This is a genomic window from Enterobacteriaceae endosymbiont of Plateumaris sericea (genome assembly GCF_012562605.1).
Classification (GTDB): Bacteria; Pseudomonadota; Gammaproteobacteria; order Enterobacterales; family Enterobacteriaceae.
In genome coordinates, this window is record NZ_CP046224.1 from 2314 (window position 1) to 25490 (window position 23177).

The 23177-nt window shown below is 23.4% G+C and carries 17 protein-coding genes, 4 tRNA genes, 2 rRNA genes and 1 other RNA gene; 15 read left to right on the plus strand and 9 right to left on the minus strand.

What is annotated here, in order from left to right:
• Positions 1–26 precede the first annotated feature (26 nt).
• The 3 genes from GJT84_RS00015 (at position 27) to murB (ending at position 4225) form a co-directional block, all read left to right on the plus strand.
• Positions 27–2968: ribosomal RNA gene (locus GJT84_RS00015) — 23S ribosomal RNA — on the plus strand.
• A gap of 57 nt (positions 2969–3025) precedes the next feature.
• Positions 3026–3141: ribosomal RNA gene (rrf, locus tag GJT84_RS00020) — 5S ribosomal RNA — on the plus strand.
• A 31-nt stretch (positions 3142–3172) separates the two neighbouring features.
• Positions 3173–4225 carry a UDP-N-acetylmuramate dehydrogenase gene (gene murB / locus GJT84_RS00025; RefSeq protein WP_168866841.1) on the plus strand — a complete coding sequence of 351 codons (1053 nt, stop codon included), beginning with the start codon at positions 3173–3175 and terminating at the stop codon, positions 4223–4225.
• A gap of 122 nt (positions 4226–4347) precedes the next feature.
• On the opposite strand, the gene aroQ is transcribed toward murB, so the two are convergent.
• Positions 4348–4791 carry a type II 3-dehydroquinate dehydratase gene (gene aroQ / locus GJT84_RS00030; protein ID WP_211080604.1) on the minus strand — a complete coding sequence of 148 codons (444 nt, stop codon included), beginning with the start codon at positions 4789–4791 and terminating at the stop codon, positions 4348–4350.
• Positions 4792–4941: 150 nt separating this feature from the next.
• Here aroQ and GJT84_RS00035 point away from each other — a divergent pair, with 150 nt between their 5' ends.
• From GJT84_RS00035 to tldD, 3 genes are all read left to right on the plus strand, one after another.
• Positions 4942–5991 carry a rod shape-determining protein gene (locus tag GJT84_RS00035; RefSeq protein ID WP_168866842.1) on the plus strand — a complete coding sequence of 350 codons (1050 nt, stop codon included), beginning with the start codon at positions 4942–4944 and terminating at the stop codon, positions 5989–5991.
• Between the two features lie 27 nt (positions 5992–6018).
• The gene (gene mreC, locus GJT84_RS00040; protein WP_168866843.1) at positions 6019–6831 is read left to right on the plus strand and encodes a rod shape-determining protein MreC; all 813 of its coding nucleotides are present in this window, start codon (positions 6019–6021) and stop codon (positions 6829–6831) included.
• Positions 6832–7046: 215 nt separating this feature from the next.
• A complete protein-coding gene (gene tldD, locus GJT84_RS00045) occupies positions 7047–8522 on the plus strand; it encodes a metalloprotease TldD (RefSeq protein WP_168866844.1) in 1476 nt (491 codons plus the stop codon).
• Here tldD and GJT84_RS00050 read toward each other — a convergent pair.
• Entirely contained in the window at positions 8517–8810 is a 294-nt protein-coding gene (locus GJT84_RS00050; protein ID WP_168866845.1) for a TusE/DsrC/DsvC family sulfur relay protein, read from the minus strand. The two genes, tldD and GJT84_RS00050, sit on opposite strands and share 6 nt — an antisense overlap.
• A 50-nt stretch (positions 8811–8860) precedes the next feature.
• Positions 8861–8945: transfer RNA gene (locus tag GJT84_RS00055), tRNA-Ser, on the minus strand.
• A gap of 107 nt (positions 8946–9052) precedes the next feature.
• On the opposite strand from GJT84_RS00055, the gene rsmI reads away from it, so the two are divergent.
• On the plus strand, positions 9053–9913 hold the full coding sequence (gene rsmI / locus GJT84_RS00060) for a 16S rRNA (cytidine(1402)-2'-O)-methyltransferase (RefSeq protein ID WP_168866846.1): 861 nt from the start codon (positions 9053–9055) through the stop codon (positions 9911–9913).
• Between the two features lie 29 nt (positions 9914–9942).
• An RNA gene (gene rnpB / locus GJT84_RS00065) (RNase P RNA component class A) lies at positions 9943–10296 on the plus strand.
• Positions 10297–10315: 19 nt separating this feature from the next.
• On the opposite strand, the gene folD is transcribed toward rnpB, so the two are convergent.
• Positions 10316–11170 carry a bifunctional methylenetetrahydrofolate dehydrogenase/methenyltetrahydrofolate cyclohydrolase FolD gene (gene folD / locus GJT84_RS00070; protein WP_168866847.1) on the minus strand — a complete coding sequence of 285 codons (855 nt, stop codon included), beginning with the start codon at positions 11168–11170 and terminating at the stop codon, positions 10316–10318.
• A gap of 88 nt (positions 11171–11258) precedes the next feature.
• Here folD and GJT84_RS00075 point away from each other — a divergent pair.
• Positions 11259–11332 (plus strand) — tRNA-Arg (locus GJT84_RS00075).
• A gap of 35 nt (positions 11333–11367) precedes the next feature.
• Here the strand turns inward: GJT84_RS00075 and metB are convergent.
• From metB to GJT84_RS00090, 3 genes are all read right to left on the minus strand, one after another.
• Complete coding sequence (metB, locus tag GJT84_RS00080; protein WP_168866848.1) at positions 11368–12531, minus strand: cystathionine gamma-synthase; 1164 nt, start codon at positions 12529–12531, stop codon at positions 11368–11370.
• Positions 12532–12703: 172 nt separating this feature from the next.
• Positions 12704–12776, minus strand: a tRNA-Lys gene (locus GJT84_RS00085).
• Between the two features lie 10 nt (positions 12777–12786).
• Positions 12787–12859, minus strand: a tRNA-Val gene (locus GJT84_RS00090).
• A 147-nt stretch (positions 12860–13006) separates the two neighbouring features.
• On the opposite strand from GJT84_RS00090, the gene gltX reads away from it, so the two are divergent.
• Positions 13007–14425 carry a glutamate--tRNA ligase gene (gltX, locus tag GJT84_RS00095; protein WP_168866849.1) on the plus strand — a complete coding sequence of 473 codons (1419 nt, stop codon included), beginning with the start codon at positions 13007–13009 and terminating at the stop codon, positions 14423–14425.
• A gap of 71 nt (positions 14426–14496) precedes the next feature.
• On the opposite strand, the gene hspQ is transcribed toward gltX, so the two are convergent.
• Entirely contained in the window at positions 14497–14817 is a 321-nt protein-coding gene (gene hspQ, locus GJT84_RS00100) for a heat shock protein HspQ (RefSeq protein ID WP_168867346.1), read from the minus strand.
• 185 nt (positions 14818–15002) lie between these two features.
• On the opposite strand from hspQ, the gene alr reads away from it, so the two are divergent.
• The 5 genes from alr (at position 15003) to GJT84_RS00125 (ending at position 21432) form a co-directional block, all read left to right on the plus strand.
• Entirely contained in the window at positions 15003–16076 is a 1074-nt protein-coding gene (gene alr, locus GJT84_RS00105) for an alanine racemase (protein ID WP_168866850.1), read from the plus strand.
• Positions 16077–16196: 120 nt separating this feature from the next.
• Positions 16197–18053 (plus strand): ABC transporter ATP-binding protein, encoded by a 1857-nt coding sequence (locus tag GJT84_RS00110; RefSeq protein WP_168866851.1) that lies wholly within the window; start codon positions 16197–16199, stop codon positions 18051–18053.
• Positions 18054–18083: 30 nt separating this feature from the next.
• A complete protein-coding gene (gene gsiB, locus GJT84_RS00115; protein ID WP_168866852.1) occupies positions 18084–19631 on the plus strand; it encodes a glutathione ABC transporter substrate-binding protein GsiB in 1548 nt (515 codons plus the stop codon).
• A 17-nt stretch (positions 19632–19648) separates the two neighbouring features.
• A complete protein-coding gene (locus tag GJT84_RS00120) occupies positions 19649–20575 on the plus strand; it encodes an ABC transporter permease subunit (RefSeq protein WP_168866853.1) in 927 nt (308 codons plus the stop codon).
• A gap of 41 nt (positions 20576–20616) precedes the next feature.
• Complete coding sequence (locus GJT84_RS00125) at positions 20617–21432, plus strand: ABC transporter permease subunit (RefSeq protein ID WP_168866854.1); 816 nt, start codon at positions 20617–20619, stop codon at positions 21430–21432.
• A 12-nt stretch (positions 21433–21444) separates the two neighbouring features.
• Here the strand turns inward: GJT84_RS00125 and metG are convergent, their stop codons facing one another.
• Positions 21445–23088, minus strand: a complete 1644-nt coding sequence (gene metG / locus GJT84_RS00130) for a methionine--tRNA ligase (protein ID WP_168866855.1) — start codon at positions 23086–23088, stop codon at positions 21445–21447.
• Between the last annotated feature and the right edge of the window lie 89 nt (positions 23089–23177).

Below are 23177 nucleotides of genomic sequence, written 5' to 3' on the forward strand. Positions count from 1 at the left end.
CATAAATAGACGATTGTGGGTTGTAAGGTTAAGTAAATAAGCGTATACGGTGGATGCCTTGGCAGTCAGAGGCGATGAAGGACGTACTAATCTGCGAAAAGCATCGATAAGCTGATTTGAAGCGTTATTAGTCGATGATATCCGAATGGGGAAACCTAATGTATATTTTATACATTATCGTTATTTAAATTCATAGAATAACGAAGCGAACCAGGAGAACTGAAACATCTAAGTAACCTGAGGAAAAGAAATCAACTGAGATTTTCTTAGTAGCGGCGAGCGAAAAGGAAATAGCCCAGAGACTTAATCAATTATTATATTAGTAAAAATGTCTGGAAAGTCATACGAAACAGGGTGATAGTCCCGTATATAAAAATATATTAATTGTGATCTCGAAGAGTAGAACGGGACACGTGGTATCTTGTTTGAAAATAGGGGGATCATCCTCTAAGGCTAAATACTACTGACTGACCGATAGTGAACTAGTACCGTGAGGGAAAGGTGAAAAGAACCCCGGTTAGGGGAGTGAAATAGAACCTGAAACCGTATACGTACAAGCAGTAGGAGCATTTGTTATTTTAAAAGTGTGACTGCGTACCTTTTGTATAATGGGTCAGCGAGTTATATTTTGTAGCAAGGTTAACTGTATAAGGGAGCCGTAGGGAAACCGAGTCTTAAAAGGGCGTTAAGTTGCAAGGTATAGACCCGAAACCCGGTGATCTAGCCATGAGCAGGTTGAAGGTTTGGTAATACTAACTGGAGGACCGAACCGACTAATGTTGAAAAATTAGCGGATGACTTGTGGTTAGGGGTGAAAGGCCAATCAAACCGGGAGATAGCTGGTTCTCCCCGAAAGCTATTTAGGTAGCGCCTCGTGTTATTCATATTCGGGGGTAGAGCTCTGTTTCGGTTAGGGAGTCATCCAGACTTACCAATCCGATGCAAACTTCAAATACCGAATAATGTTATCACGGGAGACACACAGCGGGTGCTAACGTCCGTTGTGGAGAGGGAAACAACCCAGATCGCTAGCTAAGGTCCCTAAGTTATAATTAAGTGGGAAACGATGTGGGAAGGCATAAACAGCCAGGATGTTGGCTTAGAAGCAGCCATCATTTAAAGAAAGCGTAATAGCTCACTGGTCTAGTCGTCCTGCGCGGAAGATGTAACGGGGCTAAATTATACACCGAAGCTGCGACAATAAATTTTATATTTATTGGGTAGGGGAGCGTTCTGTAAATCGTTGAAGATAAATTGTAAAATTTATTGAAGATATCAGAAGTGCGAATGCTGACATGAGTAACGATAAAATAGGTGAAAAACCTATTCGCCGAAAGACTAAGGGTTCCTGTCCAACGGTAATCGAGGCAGGGTAAGTCGACACCTAAGATGAGGCTGAAAAGCGTAGTCGATGGAAAACAGGTTAATATTCCTGTACTCAATGTTATTGCGAAGGGGGGACGAAGAAGGTTAGGTTATCCAAGTGATGGTTGTCTTGGTTTAAACGTTTAGATGGATTATCTAGGAAAATCCGGATAATTAATAATAAAACATTAAGGCGTAATGACGAAATACTTTATTGTATTGAAGTAATTGATACCATACTTACAAGAAAATCCTCTAAGCTCTAGATAACATAGAATCGTACTCTAAACCGACACAGGTGGTCAGGTAGAGAATACTAAGGCGCTTGAGAGAACTCGGGTGAAGGAACTAGGCAAAATAGTGCCGTAACCTCGGAAGAAGGCACACTGGCATGTAAGTAAAAAAATTTACTTTTGGAGCTGAAGCCAGTCTAAGATAACAGCTGACTGCAACTGTTTATTAAAAACACAGCACTGTGCAAACACGAAAGTGGAAGTATACGGTGTGACGCCTGCCCGGTGCCGGAAGGTTAATTGATGAAGTTATCGTTTTTTACGAAAAGCTTTTGATCGAAGCCCCGGTAAACGGCGGCCGTAACTATAACGGTCCTAAGGTAGCGAAATTCCTTGTCGGGTAAGTTCCGACCTGCACGAATGGCGTAATGATGGTCAGACTGTCTCCACCCGAGACTCAGTGAAATTGAAATTGCTGTGAAGATGCAGTATACCCGCGGCAAGACGGAAAGACCCCGTGAACCTTTACTATAGCTTGATACTGAATATTGAATATTAATGTGTAGGATAGGTGGGAGACTATGAAATATTAACGCCAGTTAGTATTGAGTCAACCTTGAAATACCACCCTTTAACATTTACTATTCTAACCTAGATCCGTTATCCGGATCAGGAACAGTGTCTGGTGGGTAGTTTGACTGGGGCGGTCTCCTCCTAAAGAGTAACGGAGGAGCACTAAGGTCAGCTAATCACGGTCGGAAATCGTGAGGTTAGTGCAAAGGCATAAGCTGGCTTAACTGTAAGAGTGACGGCTCGAACAGATGCGAAAGCAGGTCTTAGTGATCCGGTGGTTCTATATGACAAGGCCATCGCTCAACGGATAAAAGGTACTCCGGGGATAACAGGCTAATACCGCCCAAGAGTTCATATCGACGGCGGTGTTTGGCACCTCGATGTCGGCTCATCACATCCTGGGGCTGAAGTAGGTCCCAAGGGTATGGCTGTTCGCCATTTAAAGTGGTACGCGAGCTGGGTTTAGAACGTCGTGAGACAGTTCGGTCCCTATCTGTCGTGGGCGTTGGAAGATTGAAAGGAGTTGCTCCTAGTACGAGAGGACCGGAGTGAACGCATCTCTGGTGTTCGGGTTATCATGCCAATGGTATTGCCCGGTAGCTAAATGCGGACAAGATAAGTGCTGAAAGCATCTAAGCGCGAAACTTACCTTAAGATTATTCTTCCCTGGATATATTTATTATTTATGTATATCCCTAAAGGGACGTTAGAGACTATAACGTTGATAGGCTGGATGTGTAAGCATAGTAATATGTTGAGCTAACCAGTACTAATAATCACCCGTGAGTCTTAACCTTACAACACCAGAATCGTTTAAATATTAAAACTATTTATATAATTAATTAAATTTTCATCCTGGTATATATAACGCAATGGTACCACCTGATTCCATTCCGAACTCAGAAGTGAAACATTGTAGTGCCAATGGTAGTGTGAGATTTACTCATGTGAGAGTAGGAAAATACCAGGATAAATTAATAAAAGTTTATAAAAGAAGATTCATGATAATTTATAAAAATTCTTTAAAACATTTTAATAGTTTTGGAATAGATGTTCATGCTTCTAAAATTATTAAAATAAAAAATATTAACGAATTATATTATTTATGGAAAGAAAATAATCAAAAATTAATACCATATATTATATTAGGTTCAGGTAGTAATGTTCTTTTTTTAAATAATTTTCAAGGTATTGTAATAATAAATAGATTGAAAGGTATTATAATAAATGAATCTAAAAATTATTGGAATTTACATGTCTCTTCAGGAGAAAATTGGCATCAATTAGTAAAATATACTATAAAAAAAAATATTTTTGGATTAGAAAATTTAGCATTAATTCCTGGTTGTGTTGGATCTGCTCCAATACAAAATATTGGTGCTTATGGTGTAAGTTTAAAAAATTTTTGTAAATATGTAGATATAATTAATTTTTCAAATAAAAAAATAATACGTTTATCATATAAAAAATGTAATTTTAAATACAGAGATAGTGTTTTTAGAAATTTTTATATACGTAATTATGCTATTATAGCTTTAGGTATTACTATTTCTAAAAAATGGAAACCAAATATAAATTATAAAGATCTAAATCATTTAAATTTTAATACAGTTACACCTCATGAAATTTTTAATCATATTTGTAAAATAAGAAAAAATAAAATTCCAAATCCTAAAATATACGGTAATGCAGGTAGTTTTTTTAAAAATCCTTTAGTTTCTCCTAAATTAGGATCTAAAATTTTAAAAAAATTTCCAAATATACCTTATATTATTAAAAATAATATATTTAAATTTTCAGCAGCATGGTTAATTGATGAATGTAATTTAAAAGGATATACTCATGGTGGTGCTATGATATATTCTAAACATTCATTAATCATTATTAATAAATTTAAAGCTACAAGTAATGACATATTAAGTTTAGCAATAAAAATATATTATTGTGTAGGAAATAAATTTGGCATTTGGTTAGAACCAGAAGTAAAATTAATAGGTACAGTAGGAGAAATTAATCCATCAATTATTTTTTCTCATAAATTATTTAAAAATTAATATTTTAAATATATATTTTTTAAAATATAAACATTTTACATGATTAACTTACTATAAATTAATCATGTTTTGTATAATATATAATTAATATTATTTAATTATGAAATTAGTTTTAAATAAAATTATATTAATCTTTTAATTATTAATTCTAAAGCTAAAAAATATCCATCTATTCCTAATCCAGATATTATTCCATTAGAAATATCAGAAAAATAAGACTTTTTTCTAAAAGATTCTCTAGCAAAAATATTAGTTATATGTATTTCTATAAAAGGAATATTAATTGCTAATAAAGTATCACGTAATGCAATACTAGTATGTGTAAATGCTGCTGGATTAAAAATAATATAATTAATATTATTAGTAAAATTAATTAAATAATCTATTAACAAATGTTCAGAATTAGATTGAAAATGGCTTAATTTACAATTATTATTATTAGCTTTTATTATTAAGTTATCAATAATTTTATTTAAAGATAAATATCCATATTTTTTAGGTTCTCTTTTTCCTAAAAGATTTAAATTAGGTCCATTTAAAATTAAAATATTATTTTTATATTTTATCATTATTTTACTCATAATATATATATTAATTATTTATAATATATCTTTATAAAAGATATCTATATTTATTTTTAAAATAAATGTATATTAATTTAATTAATTAATTTTTTATAATTATAAAATAAAAATTTCAAAGCAGGATTTTTTTATATGTTTAAAAAATTTCGAGGAATGTTTTCTAATGATTTATCTATTGATTTAGGAACAGCAAATACTTTAATTTATGTTAAAGGACAAGGAATAGTTTTAAATGAACCTTCAGTAGTTGCAATTAGACAAGATAGATCAGGATCTGCTAAAAGTGTTGCTGCTGTAGGACATAGTGCAAAACAAATGTTAGGTAGAACACCAGGAAACATATCAGCAATTAGACCTATGAAAGATGGAGTTATAGCAGATTTTTTTGTTACTGAAAAAATGTTACAACATTTTATAAAACAAGTTCATAGTAATAGTTTTATGAAACCTAGTCCTAGAGTACTTATATGTGTTCCTGTAGGAGCAACTCAAGTTGAAAGAAGAGCTATTCGTGAATCTGCTCAAGGAGCTGGAGCTCGAAAAGTTTTTTTAATAGATGAGCCTATGGCAGCAGCTATAGGTGCAGGATTACCTGTTTCTGAAGCTACAGGATCAATGGTTATAGATATAGGTGGTGGTACAACTGAAGTAGCTGTTATTTCTTTAAATGGAGTTGTATATTCTTCTTCTGTAAGAATAGGAGGTGATAAATTTGATGAAGCAATTATTAATCATGTACGTCGAAATTATGGATCTCTTATTGGCGAAGCAACAGCTGAAAGAATAAAACATCATATTGGTTCAGCTTATTTTACTGCTAATGACGAAATATTAAAAATAGAAGTTAGAGGTCGTAATTTAGCTGAAGGAGTTCCAAGAAGTTTTACATTAAATTCAACTGAAATATTAGAAGCATTACAAGAACCATTGACTGGTATTGTTAGTTCAGTTATGATTGCATTAGAACAATGTCCACCAGAATTAGCTTCTGATATTTCAGAAAGAGGTATGGTTTTAACAGGAGGTGGTGCTCTATTAAAATCTTTTGATAAATTATTAATAGAAGAAACCGGAATTCCTGTGTCTATTGCTGAAGATCCATTAACTTGTGTAGCTAGAGGTGGTGGAAAAGCATTAGAAATGATTGATATTCATGGTGGAGACTTATTTAGTGAAGAGTAAATTATATTTTATAATCTAAATATACATATGAAAAATTTTTTTAATAAAAAAATAAAATCTAAAACAAAAATAATTTGTATTATATTACTTTTATTATTTTTTTTAATAATAAATTATTTTTTTAATTTAAAACCTTTTGTTGATATATTAATAAATCCTATAAATATTTTATTAAATAAATCTTATTCTCAATTTAATAATTTAATTGATATTAGACATATTAATAATAACTTAAAAAAAGAAAATAAACATTTATATCATCAAATATTAAAAAAAGAATATGATCTTATTCAATTACAAAAAATAAAACATGATAACCAAAAATTAAAAGAATTATTAGATATACCTATTTTTACTAAATCTTATATAAAAAAAATATTTGTAGAAAAATTACCAATTAACTTTAATTTTTATTCTGATGAAATACTAATTAACAAAGGTAGTATACATAACATACATAAAGGTCAATTAGTAATTAATCGTTTTGGACTTGTTGGACAAGTAATTTATACAAATAAATTAACAAGTCATGTTCGTTTAATATGTAGTACTAAAAGTTTTATATCAATAAAATCAACTAATAGTAATATTAAATTTATTATTAAAGGTAATGGTTGTAAATCTGATTTAATATCAGAAATTTTACCAAAAAATATTAATATAAAAAAAGGAGATATTTTAGTAATATCAGCATTATATAATAATTTATTACAAGAATATCCTGTTGCTATTGTAACAGCAACAACTAATGATGATTTAAAATCAAGAGGATTAAATTTTATTAATGCAAGTCCTTTATTTAAAATAACAGAATTAAAATACTTATTACTTATATCTTAAAATAAAATATTTTTATTATTTTTATAAAATTAATTTTTAATCAAAAATATTATTTATATTTAATAGAAGTAAAATATTTAATAAAACTATTATTTACTTTTTTATAATAAAGATATATTATATATAATGTATTATTAATAATAATTAAAATTTAAATTAATTATAAATAATATTAATTTAAATAAATATTTAATTTTTTAAATAAAACAGATAATATGGATAATCATAATATAGTAATTAATGAATTATTAGTAAAAAATAACATTTCTCATAATTATTTATCTTATTTAATTGATAAAATTTCTTTAAATAATATTTATTTTACTGATTTATATTTACAATCTATAACCAATGAATATTGGTTTTTAGATAATAGTCTTATTAAAGATTGTTCTTATAAAACAGAACAAGGAATAGGAGTTAGAGTAATAAAAAATAATACTATTTATTTTTCTTGCACTAATGATATCACATCAAAATCAATTAATCATTGTATAAATAATATTTTTAGTAAAAAATATAATAATAAAAAAAATCTTATAAATCAAAAAATAAATTTGAATATTATAAAAAATAATCAGTATAATTATACTATAATTAATCCTATTAATAATATTTCTTATGAAAAAAAAATACATTTTTTAAAATATATAGATAATACAGCACGTACATTAGATAAAAAAGTTAAGAATGTTCAAGTAAAAATTAATAATTCTTATGAATTAATATTAGTAATAACTAATGAAAATAAAATATCAATGGATATTAGACCTTTAGTAAATATTAATATTAATATTATTGTTGAAGATGATAATAAACGAGAAGTTGGTTGTAGAATTATAGGTGGTAGAATAGATTCTAATTCTATTATATCTATTGATAATAAAAAACAAAAAAAATATATTGATAATATTATTTATGAAGCTACCATGGCAGCAATAAATAATTTAAATTCTATTGAAGCACCATCAGGATTAATTCCAGTTGTATTAGGAAATGGTTCTCCTGGAGTATTATTACATGAAGCAATAGGTCATGGATTAGAAGGAGATTTTAATTATTATAAAACTTCTATTTTTAATAATAAAATACAAAAAAAAATTGCTTCAAGCATATGTACTATAGTAGATAATGGTACATTAAAAAATGCTAATGGTTCTCTTAATATTGATGATGAAGGAACACCAAGTCAATATAATGTATTAGTTAAAAATGGTATATTAAAAAAATATATGTATGATAATTATTATTCTTCTCTTATTGGAATTGAGTCTACAGGAAATGCAAGAAGATCTTCTTATGCTTTTTTACCTATGCCTAGAATGACAAATACATATTTATTAAAAGGTAAATCAAAAGTAATTGATATAATTAATAGTGTTGAATATGGAGTCTATGTTTTTTCCCTAAGTGGTGGAGAAGTAGATATAACTTCAGGTAATTTTGTTTTTTCAACAGCAGAGGCTTTTTTAATTAAAAAAGGTAAAATTGCACAACCTATAAAAAATACAACATTAATAGGATCTTCAGAAAATATTATGAAACAAATATCTATGATTGGTGATGATTTAAGTTTTAATAATGGAATAGGAACTTGTATAAAAAATGGTCAATCCTTACCAGTAAGTGTAGGACAACCTACTTTAAAAATAGATAAAATGACTGTTGGTGGAACTAAAAAAATTTTATAAACATATATTAGATTTGGGTAATCCAGCAATTTTTGATGCTTGTTTGATTGGTCCTTTAGGAAATAAATTAAATATATAAGTACTATTACCTTTTAAATTACCATATTTTTTTTTTAAAATAAGTATTAACATACGTACATTAGGTATAGTATTAAATTTTTTATATAACATACGTAATAAATATATTATTTCCCAATGATCCGATGTTAATATAATTCCTTCTTTACAAGCAATATTTTCTGCTAATTTTTTATTCCAAGAAATATTTTGAGATTTTTGATTATACATATATTAAATTTTTTATTTATAATGTTTTATACATAAAAATTATTTATTTACGGAGGAAGAGAGATTCGAACTCTCGAATAGTTTCCTATTTCCGGTTTTCAAGACCGGTGCCTTCAACCACTCGGCCATTCCTCCATTTTATTATTTTATTTTTTTTTATAAAAAATAATAACTATTCATTATACATTTTTTAAAAATTAAAAGTAAGTATTTTTTTAAAAAAATTAAATAAGCTTAAATATATGAAAACGAATCAAAAAATATTAGGAAATTTATATATAGTTCCAACTCCAATAGGTAATTATGATGATATTAATCATAGATCATTAATTATTTTAAAAAAAGTAGATTTAATTTTATCTGAAGATAAAAGAAAAACAGGAATTTTATTAAAATATTTTAATATCAAAAATAAATTATATTCATATCATGAATATAATGAGAAAAAACATTCTAAAATTATTATTAATAAAATTAAAAATGGCTATAATATAGCATTAGTATCAGATGCAGGAACACCATTAATAAATGATCCTGGTTATAGAATAGTAAAATTATGTCGTTTTCAAAATAATGCTATTAAAATTATACCTATACCTGGACCTTGCGCTGCTATTTTAGCATTATCTGCTTCTGGACTACCATCAAATAAATTTTGTTATGAAGGATTTTTACCAAATAAAAAAAATAAAAGATTAAGTAGATTAAACGAATTAAAATTAGAGAAAAGAACATTAATTATTTATGAATCTAAACATAGATTATTAAATAATTTAAATGATATTAAAAATATTTTTGGATCAAATAGATATTTAGTAATAGCTAGAGAAATAACAAAAAAATGGGAATGTATTTATGGAGATACTATTGAAAAAATAATTTTATGGATTAAAGAAGATAAAAATAGATTAAAAGGAGAAATAGTTTTAGTAATTGATGGGTTCTATAATAATATTTCTAATGAAATACCTGAAGAAGTAATGAAAACTTTATTAATATTAAAAAAATATTTACCTTTAAAAAAAGCTATTAATATTACTGCTAATATTTATAAAATTAAAAGAAATATACTATATACTTTATTTTTAAAAAATAAATATTGATTATTATTTTATGATATATATAATATTATAAAGTTGATTAAACAGTCGCTTTTATTTAATATAAAAGAGGAAAGTCCGGACTCCATAGGGTTATGGTGCCAGGTAATTCCTGGGAAGTGGAAACTTACGAAAAGTGCAACAGAAAAAATACCGCCATAATAAAGTAATAATAATGGTAAGGTTGAAAAGGTATGGTAAGAGCATACCGATATATTAGTAATAATATATGACAATGTAAACTCCACCAGGAGCAAGGCTAAATAAGGTTTGTATTAACCCGTACTTATAAAAACCTGGGTAAGCTGCTAAAATATAATAAGTAATTATTATAATAGATAAATGACTGTTCAAGACAGAATCCGGCTTATAGATCAACTTTATTATTTGTTATATTTAAAATTTTTATTTAATATAACTAAGCTCATAAGCTTGTAAAGTATTTTGCATTAATGTTGCTACTGTCATAGGTCCTACTCCTCCTGGAACAGGTGTAATGTAAGAAGCTCTTTGAATTGCTGAATTAAAATTTATATCACCTATAATTTTATTATTTAATCTATTAATTCCTACATCTATTACAATAGCACCTAATTTAATCCATTCACCAGGTATAAAATTAGGTTTTCCTATAGCAACTATTAATAAATCAGCTGATTTTATATGATATTTTAAATTTATAGTAAAACGATGAGTAATTGTAATAGTACAACCAAATAATAATAATTCCATAACCATAGGCCGACCAACTATATTAGATGCTCCTACAATAACAGCATGTAAACCTACGATTTTTATATTATAAAATTTTAATAATTTTATTATACCTAAAGATGTACATGGACGTAATAAAGGTATTCTTTGACATAACCTGCCTATATTATATGGATGAAATCCATCTACGTCTTTATTAGGAGAGATCTTTTCTAATATTTGAGTTGTATTGAAATTTTTAGGTAACGGCAATTGAATTAATATTCCATCTATATTATTATCATTATTTAATAAATTAATGATTTTTATTATAGTATAATTATCTGTATTTTTAGGTAAATTATAATCATGAGAAATAAATCCTAAATTTTTACAAATTTTACGTTTATTTTGTACATAAATTTTAGATGCTATATCATCACCAATTAAAATAAATCCTAATCCTGGTGGTCTATATCCTTTTAATAAAAAATTTTTCATTTTTTTAATTATTTTGGTATATATTTTTGTAGCAACAATTTTTCCATTAATAATTTTAGCTTGCATTTTAGAAAAAACTCGTTTTAAATAATTTTATTATTAATTTTTTTAATTTATTTAAAATAATAAAATATTGTGTTAATATGAGATTTCTGCGCTCTTAGCTCAGTAGGATAGAGCAATAGCCTTCTAAGCTATTGGTCACAGGTTCGAATCCTGTAGAGCGCAAATATTTCTAATTTTTTATAATATAAAAAATAATACTAACGATATTTATTAGCATAAAAAAATGCTCTATCTAAATCAGATATTAAATCATTTGAATCTTCAATTCCTACTGATATTCGTAATAATAAATCAGAAATTTTTGCTTGTAACATTTCTTCTTTTGTTATGCAAGCATGGGTCATAGTTGCTGAATGAGAAATTAAACTTTCTACTCCCCCTAATGATTCTGCTAAAGTAAATAATTTTAATGAATTTAAAAAAACACTCAACATTTTTTTAGAACCATTAAAATCAAAACTTAATATAGCTCCAAATCCTTTTTGTTGAATTTTTGCTATTTTATGTCCAATATTACTACTAAGTGATGGATGGTATATTTTTTTTACTAATTTTTGAGTTTTTAAATATTTAATAATAATTAAAGTATTTGTTTCTGCATTTTTTAGTCTAGGATATAATGTTCTAATTCCTCTAAGTAATAAATAACTATCAAAAACTGAACTAGTTACTCCTATATTATTACTCCACCAAGATAATTCTTCAAGAATTTTTATATTTTTAGAGATAACAGCACCTGCTATTACATCAGAATGACCGTTTAAATATTTTGTACATGAATGAACTACTAAATCAGCTCCTAAATTTAATGGATTTTGAAAAACTGGACTAAGCAATGTATTATCTATTACACTAATTGCTCCTGATTTACGTATTTCATTACAATAATCAGTAATATTAACTACATTTAATAATGGATTACTAGGACTTTCTATAAAAACCATTTTAGGTTTATCTAATAAAACAGATAATAATTGATTTTTATCATACATAGTTATAAATTTTACTTTATATATTCCTTTCTTTAATAAACTTTTAAAAAGTCGATAACTTCCACCATAACAATCATTAGGACAAATTAATAGATCACCTGGTTTTAATATTGATATAATTATTAAATAAATTGCAGACATACCACTATTAGTGGTAATTGATCCTAATCCATTTTCTAATGACGATATAACATTTTGTAATGTATCTCTTGTAGGATTACTTTTTCTAGAATAATCATGTTTTCTAGGATTATTAAAACTATTAAAATTATAAGTAGTAGTTAAATATATTGGAGGAATAACAGAACCATATTGTTTATCTGTATTTAAACCATTATGTATGGATATAGTTTTTTTATTATAATGCATAATTTTATCTATAAATAATTATAATTATTACTGAATGATTAATAATTGTAATTTATCATAAATTTAAATATAAATAAATGTAACTTATTTAAATTTAAATCTTAAGTATTTATAAATATAATTTTTATAAATTAAATAATATTATTTAAAATAATTAATTTTAATTAATTATTGGGTCGTGCAGGATTTGAACCTGCGACCAATTGATTAAAAGTCAACTGCTCTACCAACTGAGCTAACGACCCTATTTAATTATGGGTGATGACGGACTCGAACCGCCGACAACCTCCTTGTAAGGGAGGGACTCTACCAACTGAGCTAATCACCCTAATAAATAATATTATTATGCTATAATCAAAGATAGAAAGAAGTCAATATATTTTAATAAAAATTTGATAAAAAATCAAACTTTATTTATTTATATAATATAATAATGAGATATTAAAATAATAATAATTATAAAATAAGATATTTTATGATAATAAAAACTCGTTTTGCACCTAGTCCTACTGGTAATTTACATATTGGAAGTATTCGTACAGCTTTATATTCATGGTTATTTGCTAAAAAAAATTTAGGAAATTTTATTCTAAGAATAGAAGATACTGATATTAAAAGATATAAAAAAAATTCCATTCAAAATATTATAAATGGATTAAAATGGTTAAATATTGATTGGGATGAAGGTCCTTATTTTCAAAGTAAAAGAATTGATAGATATAATCATATTATTAATAATATGATTAAAAAAAAATTAGCATATAAATGTTATTGTTCTAAAAAAGAATTAGAAAAAAGTAAAAAAGAACAAATTTTAATAGGAGAAAAAGTAAAATATAATGGTAAATGTAGAAATTTAAATAATCTTATTGATCAACATAAAAAACCATTTGTAGTAAGATTTCGTAATCCTGATAATGGTATAGTAAAATTTAAAGATAAAATACGTGGTATTATAACATTTAATAATAATGAATTAGATGATTTAATTATTAAAAGAACTGATGGTATTCCTACATATAATTTTTGTGTAGTTGTTGATGATTGGGATATGGGAATTACACATGTTATTAGAGGAGAAGATCATATAAATAACACTCCTAGACAAATTAATATAATTAAAGCTATAGGAGCTAAAATACCAATATATGCACATGTTTCAATGATTTTAAATCAATCTGGAGAAAAAATTTCAAAAAGATTTAATAATATAAATATTTTACAATATAAAAAAGAAGGTTATTTACCAGAAGCATTATTAAATTATATTATACGTTTGGGATGGTCTTATGGTGATAGAGAAATTTTTTCTTTAGATGATATGAAAAAATTATTTAATTTGAATAATATTAGTAAATCACCTAGTATTATAAATACTAATAAGTTAAATTGGTTAAATAAATATTATTTAAGTAAATTATCAAAAAAATATATGATTAATTATTTAACTAATTTTTTTGAAAAAAAAAATATTAATATAAATAATGGTCCTAAAATAAACGATTTATATCATATATTTAATAATAGATGTAATACTTTAAAAGAATTAAGTAATCTATGTTGTATATTTTATAATACTCCTAATTATTCAAAAATTGATTCAATAAATAAATATTTAAATTTAGAAACAAAATATATTTTAAATAAATTATTTAAAAAATTTATGTTAATTAATATATGGTCAATATTAATTATTAGTTCTTCAATAAAAGAAATATCTATAGAATTAAATTTAAACTTTTCTGAAATAGCTATGCCATTAAGATTAGCTATAACCGGTATGGTTAATAGTCCTCCTATCAATAATATAATATATTTAATGGGAAAAAATAAAGTTTTAAAATATATTAATAATGCAATTAATTTTATTATATTAAATAATAAAAAAATATAAATAAATAATAATTAAATATTAAAATAGAGGTAGGCGGTATATTTATCCGCTTATCTTTTAAAAATTTAAAATTAATTTCTTAATTTAGGTGTTATTAATTGTTCTTTAATAGAAGCTGCTAGTTCATCTAATGATGAATGTTCAGGATGTTCATATTCTAATGGTTCTCCTGAAAGTTGTGCTTCTGCTAAATATGTATGTACAGGTTGTCCTGTATCATCTTCCATTACTACATGATACCATGGTTTATTACGTAATGTTTTACTTTTGGCAACTTCATCAATTTTAGGATCTCTTAGTGAATATTCAGGATCAACATCAATTATTACTCCTAAAAAACCTAATAATTTATGTCTAACCTGTTGACCAATACTAAATTTACTGGTAATCATCATTTAGCTCCTAATAAATATTAGAATAGTTATATTTTTATTATGATGAATAATATTTCTATCAAATTAATAAATTATGACTATCTTGAAATATAATTTCTTTTAATATAACATATATATTTATATTATTTATATAAATTTAAACTAATAAAAATATAAATTTACTTTTTTTAGAGATGTAATTAATGACAAGACCTATTTTTGCTGTTATTAATACTAATGCATTAAAACATAATTTAAAATTAATAAAAAATATAATATCTAAATCAAAAATTTGGTCAGTAATAAAAGCTAATGCATATGGACATGGTATTAAAAATATTTGGAAAAGTTTAATACAAACTGATGGTTTTGCAGTATTAACTTTAGATGAAGCTCTTTTGTTAAGAGAATATGGTTGTAATAAACCTATTCTTTTATTAGAAGGTTTTTTTAATATAAAAGATTTAGCAATAATATATAAATATCATTTAACAATTACTATACATAGTAATTGGCAACTAAAAATGTTACTATTAAATAAACCAAAGTATCCTATTGACATATATATAAAAATTAATAGTGGTATGAATAGATTAGGATTTAATTTAAAACATATTCATTCAGTAATAAATATTATTAATTTAATTAAAATAAAAAATGTTACTTTTATGACTCATTTTGCTAATGCATCTAAAAAATCCCATAACATAATAAATTATACTATAAATTATATAAATAATTATATAAATAAATATAATTTTTTACGTTCATTTGCCAATTCTGCTGCTGTATTATGGCATCCACAAACATATTATGACTGGGTAAGGACAGGAATAATATTATATGGAGCATCTCCTACTGGAAATTGGAAAGATATTAAAAAAAATAAAATTATTCCTGTAATGACATTAAATAGTAAAATAATTAGTATACAAAAATTATTACCAGGAAATACTGTAGGATATAATTATTCATATTGTACTAATAAATATCGTCGTATAGGAATTGTAGCATGTGGCTATGCTGATGGATATCCTAAAAACATATCTAATAATACTCCTATTTTAGTAGACGGACATATAACAAAAATTTTAGGTGATGTTTCTATGGATATGATTGCAGTAGATTTAATAAATATTCCAACTGCAAATATTGGAAGTAAAGTAGAATTATGGGGAGAAAATATTAAAATAGATGATATTGCTCAATCAGCAAATACTATTAGTTATGAATTAATGTGTTCTTTGTCTAAAAGAGTACCAATTATTATTAAATAAATAATTTATAATTTTTTATTAATATTTTATAAGATATAATAAAAAATATTAATTAATATTTTTTATATTTTAAATTAATATTTTATTAAAATAAATATCTGAATATTTTTTAGAGGATTTATGAATATTATTAGTACATGTAAAAAAAAAAATGTACTAGAAGTAAAAAATCTTAGTATTAGTTTATTAAATAAAAATAATGAATTCATTCAAATTATTCATAATATATCATTTAATACATATTTAAACGAAATATTAGCAATTATTGGAGAATCAGGATCAGGTAAATCTATAACTTCATTATCTATAATGCGTTTAATTGAATTTTATGGTGGAAAAATTATTAATGGTAATATTTTTTTATATACAAAAAAAAATAAGAAAATAGATTTAACTAAATTAAAATTATCAAATTTAAATAAAATTAGAGGCACAGAAATATCTATGGTATTTCAAGATCCTTTTAGTAGTCTTAATCCTTTATTTAAAATAGGAGAACAAATAACAGAAATAATTCAGTTACATCAACATAAAAGTTATAGTAATTCATTAAATGAAGCAAAAAAAATATTAGATTTAGTACAAATTCCTAATATTAATAATATTATTAATTATTATCCTTATCAATTATCTGGAGGAATGTTACAAAGAATATGTATTGCTATAGCAATATCATGTTATCCAACTATTTTAATAGCTGATGAACCTACAACTGCATTAGATTCTATATTACAAAAAGAACTATTAAAATTAATAAAAGATATAAAAAAAGAAAGAAATATAGGAATAATTTTTATTACACATAATTTAAGTTTAATTAATTTAATAGCAGATCAAGTAATTATCATGTATAAAGGGAGAATAGTAGAAAAATCTTCTGTATTTAATATTTTAAATAATCCTAAACATCATTATACTAAATATTTATTAAAAAATTATCCTAAATTTATTTTTAATAAAAATAAAAAATTTTTTTATACTATAAAATATAGCTTATTATATAATCAATATGCATGTAATAAAACTATAATTAAAAAAAAAATACCACTTTTAAAAATTAAAAATATTATTACTCGTTTTAATATAAAAAAAAATTTTTTTAGTAAAATATCACATCAGATATATGCTGTAGAAAAAGTTAGTTTACATTTATATAAAGGAGAAACATTATCTATAATTGGTGAATCTGGATGCGGAAAATCAACAATAATAAAATCTATTTTTAATTTAGTAGATAGTCAAATTAAATTATTTTTACTTAATAATAAAAAAATAAATTTATATAATTCAAAAGATTTATTATATATTAAAAAAAATATACAATGTATTTTTCAAAATTCATATACATCTCTTAATCCCCAAAAAAAAATTGGTTATTCTATAATGGAACCATTATTAGTACATAATATATTATTAACACATGATCAATTAATACAACGTATAAAATATTTACTTAAATGTGTAGGTTTAAAATCTGATTTTATAAATCGTTATCCTAAAGAATGTTCTGGAGGACAACGTCAAAGAATTTGTATAGCTAGAGCATTAGCAATTAAACCTAAAATTATAATAGCTGACGAATCATTTTCATCTTTAGATATTATAATACAAAATAAAATATTTAATTTAATACTTGAATTACAAAAAAAATTTAATATATCATTTATAATAATATCTCATGATATTACAATGATTAAACGTATTAGTCATCGTATAGCAATAATGTATTTAGGTGAAATAATAGAAATTGGTTCTTCAAAATCAATTTTTGAAAATCCTCAACATAATTATACTAAAAAATTAATATTTTCAATATTTAATATGAATATAAAAAATAATAAATATTCTAGTACAGAATTATATTCTAGTAATTTTAAAAAAAATAATATTTTTCCTATTGGAACTATATTACCAAAAAAAAAATTTATTAAAGTAGGTATAGATCATTATGTAATAAAAAATTTTAATAATACTTAAATATAAAAATTAAATTAAGGTAAATAAATAATGATATTAAAAAACAATATGAAATATAAAATATTATTTATTATTTTATTATTTATGTTTAATAATATGTTATTTGCTAATACAAAAGATATAATAATAGCTATTGGTTCAGATTTAACTACTTTAGAACCATATGATGCTAATGATACATTATCACAAAATATTGCTAAATCATTTTATCAAGGATTATTTGAATTTGATAAAAATATGAAAATAAAAAATGTATTAGCAAATAATTATAAAATAGAAAATAATGGATATATTTGGATTATTTATTTAAGATCTGGTATTAAATTTCATGATAATACTAATTTTAATGCTAATTCTGTTAAAATTAATTTTGATCGATTTAAAAATAAAAAAAATAATTATAAAAGATATAGTTTATTTAATATTATTGATAAAATTATTATTTTAAATAATTTAAAAGTAAAATTTATTTTAAAACAACCAATATCTTCATTTATTAATATTTTAGCACATCCAGCTGCAGTTATAGTATCACCTAATGCTATAAATAAGTATGGTAAAAATATTAAATTTCATCCAGTAGGAACTGGACCATATATTTTTGTTAAATGGTCTCCAAAAGAATATTTAAAAGTAAAAAAATGGAATAAATTTTGGAAAAAAAAATATCCTAAAATAGATAATATTACTTGGTTATCAGTATTAGATAATAATAGTCGAATAATAATGTTAAAAAATGGGGAAGTAGATCTTGCATATCCTATTTCTTCTGAACAAATAAAATTTTTAAAAAAAAATTCTTCTAATATTAATATATCTATAATTACTTCAATCATGCAAAGATATATTAGTTTTAATGTTACTAAACCTCCTTTTAACAACTTAAAAGTTAGAAAAGCAATTAATTATGCTATTAATCGTAATATTTTAATAAAAGTTGCTTTTTCTGGATGTGCTATACCATCTTATGGAATTGTATCTCCTTTAATAAAATATTCAATACAATATCCAAAAATTAAATATGATCTTAAAAAATCTAAAAAACTTTTAAAAGAAGCTGGTTATCCTAATGGATTTAATACCATATTATGGTCTTCACATAATAATAGTACATCATTAAAAGTATTACAAATTATTCAACAACAATTATCATTAGTAGGTATTCATGTTAAAATATTTGCTTTAAATACAGAACAAAGAGTTACACAAGTAGAATCTAAAAATAAAAAATATAGTGAATTATTAATGTTATATACAGGATGGTCTCCTTCTACAGGAGAAATTAATTGGGCTTTAAATCCATTATTTTCAACATTATCATTTCCTCCAATGCTATTTAATACTTCTTTTTATAGTAATAATATTGTAGATAAAACATTAATTAATGCTAATAAAATTACTAATATATGTATAAAAAAAAAATTATATAAAAATATACAAGATATTATCTGGTATGATAAACCATGGGTTCCATTAGTAATAGAAAAATTAATTGTTGCTTTTAATAAAAAATTAATTAATTTTTATATACAACCTGATGGAGGATTTGATTTTACTGAAGTTGATAAAATATATTAATTATAATATTAAAATTTATGTTAACATTTATATTTAAAAAAATTATAGAAACAATTATATTAATATTTATAATTATTTTTATTGTATTTACAATATCTCACATATTACCAGGAGATCCTGTTAGTTTAATGAGTAATCCTGAAGTTAGTGATATTACAATTAAAAATATACGTATTGAATTAGGATTAGATCAAAATTTTATTAAACAATTTATATTTTTTTTAAAAAATATTATACATGGAAATTTAGGATATTCATTTATTTCTAAAAAATCTGTATTAGAAGAAATTTTACCAAAATTTTTAAATACATTTTATTTAACAATAATAAGTATTATAATAGGATCTATTATTGGAATTTTATTAGGAGTATTAAGTTGTATAAAAAATAATAGTAATATTGATTATATAATAAATATATTTACTATTGCTGGAATATCATTTCCTCCTTTTATAATTGGAATATTATTAATAGAATTCTTTTCTATAAAAAATAATTTTATTTCAATTTATAATAATAATTATCATATTTATATTTTACCTGCTATTACTCTTAGTATCACTATTATATCAATTATTACTAGAATTACTAAAATATCTTTACAAAATATTATAAAAGAAAATTATATTTGTAGTGCAAGAGCTAATGGTATTAGTGAATGGAAAATTTTTATAAAATATGCATTGCGTAATGCTATGATTCCAATAATTACTGTTATTGGTTTAGAATTTGGTTTTTTATTAAGTGGATCTATTACCATAGAAATAATATTTAATTTACCAGGAATGGGAAGATTATTATTAGATGCGATAGAAATGAGAGATTATCCTATAATACAAGCTTCAATAATATTATTTTCAATAGAATTTATTTTAATTAATATAATTTTAGATTTTATCTACCGATTAATTAATCCTAAACTTAAAAACAAATTTATTATATAAGGAGTAAATAAATTAGATGAGCATATTTAGGTGTTTTATTAATGAATAAATTAAATTTTAGTTTTAAAATATCAATCTTATTTATCATATTACTTATTTTTATATCTATATTTTATCCATTAATTTTACCTTTTGATCCTATAAATTATTTTGATTTTAATCATTTAAATGAAGGTCCTAGTAAATTACATTGGTTTGGTTTAGATTCTTTAGGAAGAGATATTTTTAGTAGAATATTATATGGAACTCATATTACACTAATAATTAGTATTATTTCTATAATTATAGGAGCTATAATTGGATCTATTTTAGGATTATTTATTGGATATTATCAAAATTATCTAGATATTTTAATTATGAGAATATGTGATATATTACTTGCATTACCTAGTATATTATTAGCTGTATTAATATCAATTTTTATTAAAAATGGAATTTTAAATATAATTTTTTCTATATCTATTTTAAATATTCCAATTTTTATTAGACTAGTAAGAAGTAATACTTTAATAATAAAAAACCAAGATTTTATCTTGGCATCTCGTTGTATTGGATTATCTAATATTAAAATTATTTTTTATCATATTTTACCTTGTATTATTAATTCAATTATAATATATTCAACGATGAGAATAGGAACAGTGATTATTACTGCTTCAAGTTTATCTTTTTTAGGTTTTGGTGTACAACCTCCAATTCCTGAATGGGGATCAATGATAAATGAATCAAGATCTGATATCTTAATATCACCACATTTAATTGTTTTTCCTAGTTTAGCTATATTTATAACTGTTTTATCTTTTAATATTTTAAGTGATAATATAAAACATTATATACAATTTAATAAAAAATATTAATTATAATAAACATTATAATTTTGATATTTCTATTATTTTTTTTAAATTTTTAATATCAATTCTTTTAAATAATATTTTAAATGTATTAATTTTTTTTCCTAAAAGTGGTTCATCTAAATTATAAAAACATATTTTTTTTTTCAAAAAAATTTCACTGTTTTTAGATAATATAGGCATAATTGGTTTTATATAAGTTATAATTACACGAAACATATTAATACCCATAGAACAAATATTTTGTATATTTGAATCTGTATAATTTTTTTTAGATAATAACCAAGGTTTTTCATTATCAATATAACGATTAGCAATATCTGTTAATTTTAAAATTTCTTTTATAACATGACTAAATTGTAAATTTTGAAAATAATTATTAATATTTTTTGCTTGCTTAACAAAATTATAATATAATTTAATATCAATATTTTTTGATAATGTATTATTAAAGTAACGATTTATAAAATATGATGTACGAGATGCTAAATTAACTATTTTATTAACAATACTATTATTAATCTTTATTACAAAATCATCTAAATTCAAGTCAATATCATCTGTATTTAAAGATAATTTTGAAGCATAGTAAAAACGTAAACTATCAGAATCTACATATTTTAACCAATTTTTTGCAGTAATAAATGTACCTCTTGATTTAGACATTTTCTTTCCATTTAATGTTACATGTCCATGAACAAACAATTTATTAGGTTTTCTAAAATTACTTCCTTCTAAAATAGCAGGCCAAAATAAACTATGAAAATAAATTATATCTTTTCCTATAAAATGATATAATTCTGTTATGGAATTAATATTCCACCATTCTTTAAAATTTAATTTTTTATTTTTATTACATAAATTTTTAAAAGTACTAATATATCCAATAGGAGCATCTAACCAAACATAAAAATATTTATTAACTGTTCCTGGTATTTTAAATCCAAAATATGGTTCATCTCTAGTTATATCCCATAATTTTAATCCAGATATAAACCATTCTTTTACTTTATGTTCTACTGATTTTTGTAAAACTCCTGAACTAATCCATTTTTTAATTTTATTAGTAAATTGAGGTAAATCGAAAAAATAATGTGTGGTTGCATGTAATTTTGGAAGAGTACCGGATAAAATAGAAACTGGATTAATTAAATCAATAGAACTATAAGTTGATCCACAAACTTCACAATTATCTCCGTATTGATTTAAAGAATTACATTTTGGACATGTTCCTTTTACAAATCTATCTGGTAAAAACATATGATATTTATCATCATATAATTGATTAATAATTTTTGTTTTAATAAATTTATTTTTTTTTAAACGTAAATAAATAGATCTAGATATTAATCTATTTTCATCACTATGTGTAGTATGATAGTTATCATAACTAATATTAAAATTATTAAAATCTGATACATGTTGTTTATATATTTGAGAAATCATTTTTTCTGGTGAAATATTTAACTCTTTTGATTTTAACATAATAGGAGTACCATGAGAATCATCTGCACAAATAAAATATATTTCATTATTATTCATTCTATTATATCTTACCCAAATATCTGCTTGAATATGCTCTAACATATGTCCTAGATGTATAGGACCATTAGCATATGGTAATGCACATGTAACTAATATTTTTTTTTTAGTTTTTATCATAAATTTATAGATAATAGAGAAAAAATTTTGTATTTTTAATAAAAATAATATCATTAATTTTTATTAAAAAATAGTAAATAATAAGTTTT

What these genes read in the sequence shown, in the direction of transcription:
- murB (WP_168866841.1), top strand. Translation starts at nt 3,173, where the DNA reads ATGATAATTTATAAAAATTCTTTAAAACATTTTAATAGTTTTGGAATA.
- GJT84_RS00035 (WP_168866842.1), top strand. Translation starts at nt 4,942, where the DNA reads ATGTTTAAAAAATTTCGAGGAATGTTTTCTAATGATTTATCTATTGAT.
- mreC (WP_168866843.1), top strand. Translation starts at nt 6,019, where the DNA reads ATGAAAAATTTTTTTAATAAAAAAATAAAATCTAAAACAAAAATAATT.
- tldD (WP_168866844.1), top strand. Translation starts at nt 7,047, where the DNA reads ATGGATAATCATAATATAGTAATTAATGAATTATTAGTAAAAAATAAC.
- GJT84_RS00050 (WP_168866845.1), bottom strand. Translation starts at nt 8,810, where the DNA reads ATGTATAATCAAAAATCTCAAAATATTTCTTGGAATAAAAAATTAGCA.
- rsmI (WP_168866846.1), top strand. Translation starts at nt 9,053, where the DNA reads ATGAAAACGAATCAAAAAATATTAGGAAATTTATATATAGTTCCAACT.
- folD (WP_168866847.1), bottom strand. Translation starts at nt 11,170, where the DNA reads ATGCAAGCTAAAATTATTAATGGAAAAATTGTTGCTACAAAAATATAT.
- metB (WP_168866848.1), bottom strand. Translation starts at nt 12,531, where the DNA reads ATGCATTATAATAAAAAAACTATATCCATACATAATGGTTTAAATACA.
- gltX (WP_168866849.1), top strand. Translation starts at nt 13,007, where the DNA reads ATGATAATAAAAACTCGTTTTGCACCTAGTCCTACTGGTAATTTACAT.
- hspQ (WP_168867346.1), bottom strand. Translation starts at nt 14,817, where the DNA reads ATGATTACCAGTAAATTTAGTATTGGTCAACAGGTTAGACATAAATTA.
- alr (WP_168866850.1), top strand. Translation starts at nt 15,003, where the DNA reads ATGACAAGACCTATTTTTGCTGTTATTAATACTAATGCATTAAAACAT.
- GJT84_RS00110 (WP_168866851.1), top strand. Translation starts at nt 16,197, where the DNA reads ATGAATATTATTAGTACATGTAAAAAAAAAAATGTACTAGAAGTAAAA.
- gsiB (WP_168866852.1), top strand. Translation starts at nt 18,084, where the DNA reads ATGATATTAAAAAACAATATGAAATATAAAATATTATTTATTATTTTA.
- GJT84_RS00120 (WP_168866853.1), top strand. Translation starts at nt 19,649, where the DNA reads ATGTTAACATTTATATTTAAAAAAATTATAGAAACAATTATATTAATA.
- GJT84_RS00125 (WP_168866854.1), top strand. Translation starts at nt 20,617, where the DNA reads ATGAATAAATTAAATTTTAGTTTTAAAATATCAATCTTATTTATCATA.
- metG (WP_168866855.1), bottom strand. Translation starts at nt 23,088, where the DNA reads ATGATAAAAACTAAAAAAAAAATATTAGTTACATGTGCATTACCATAT.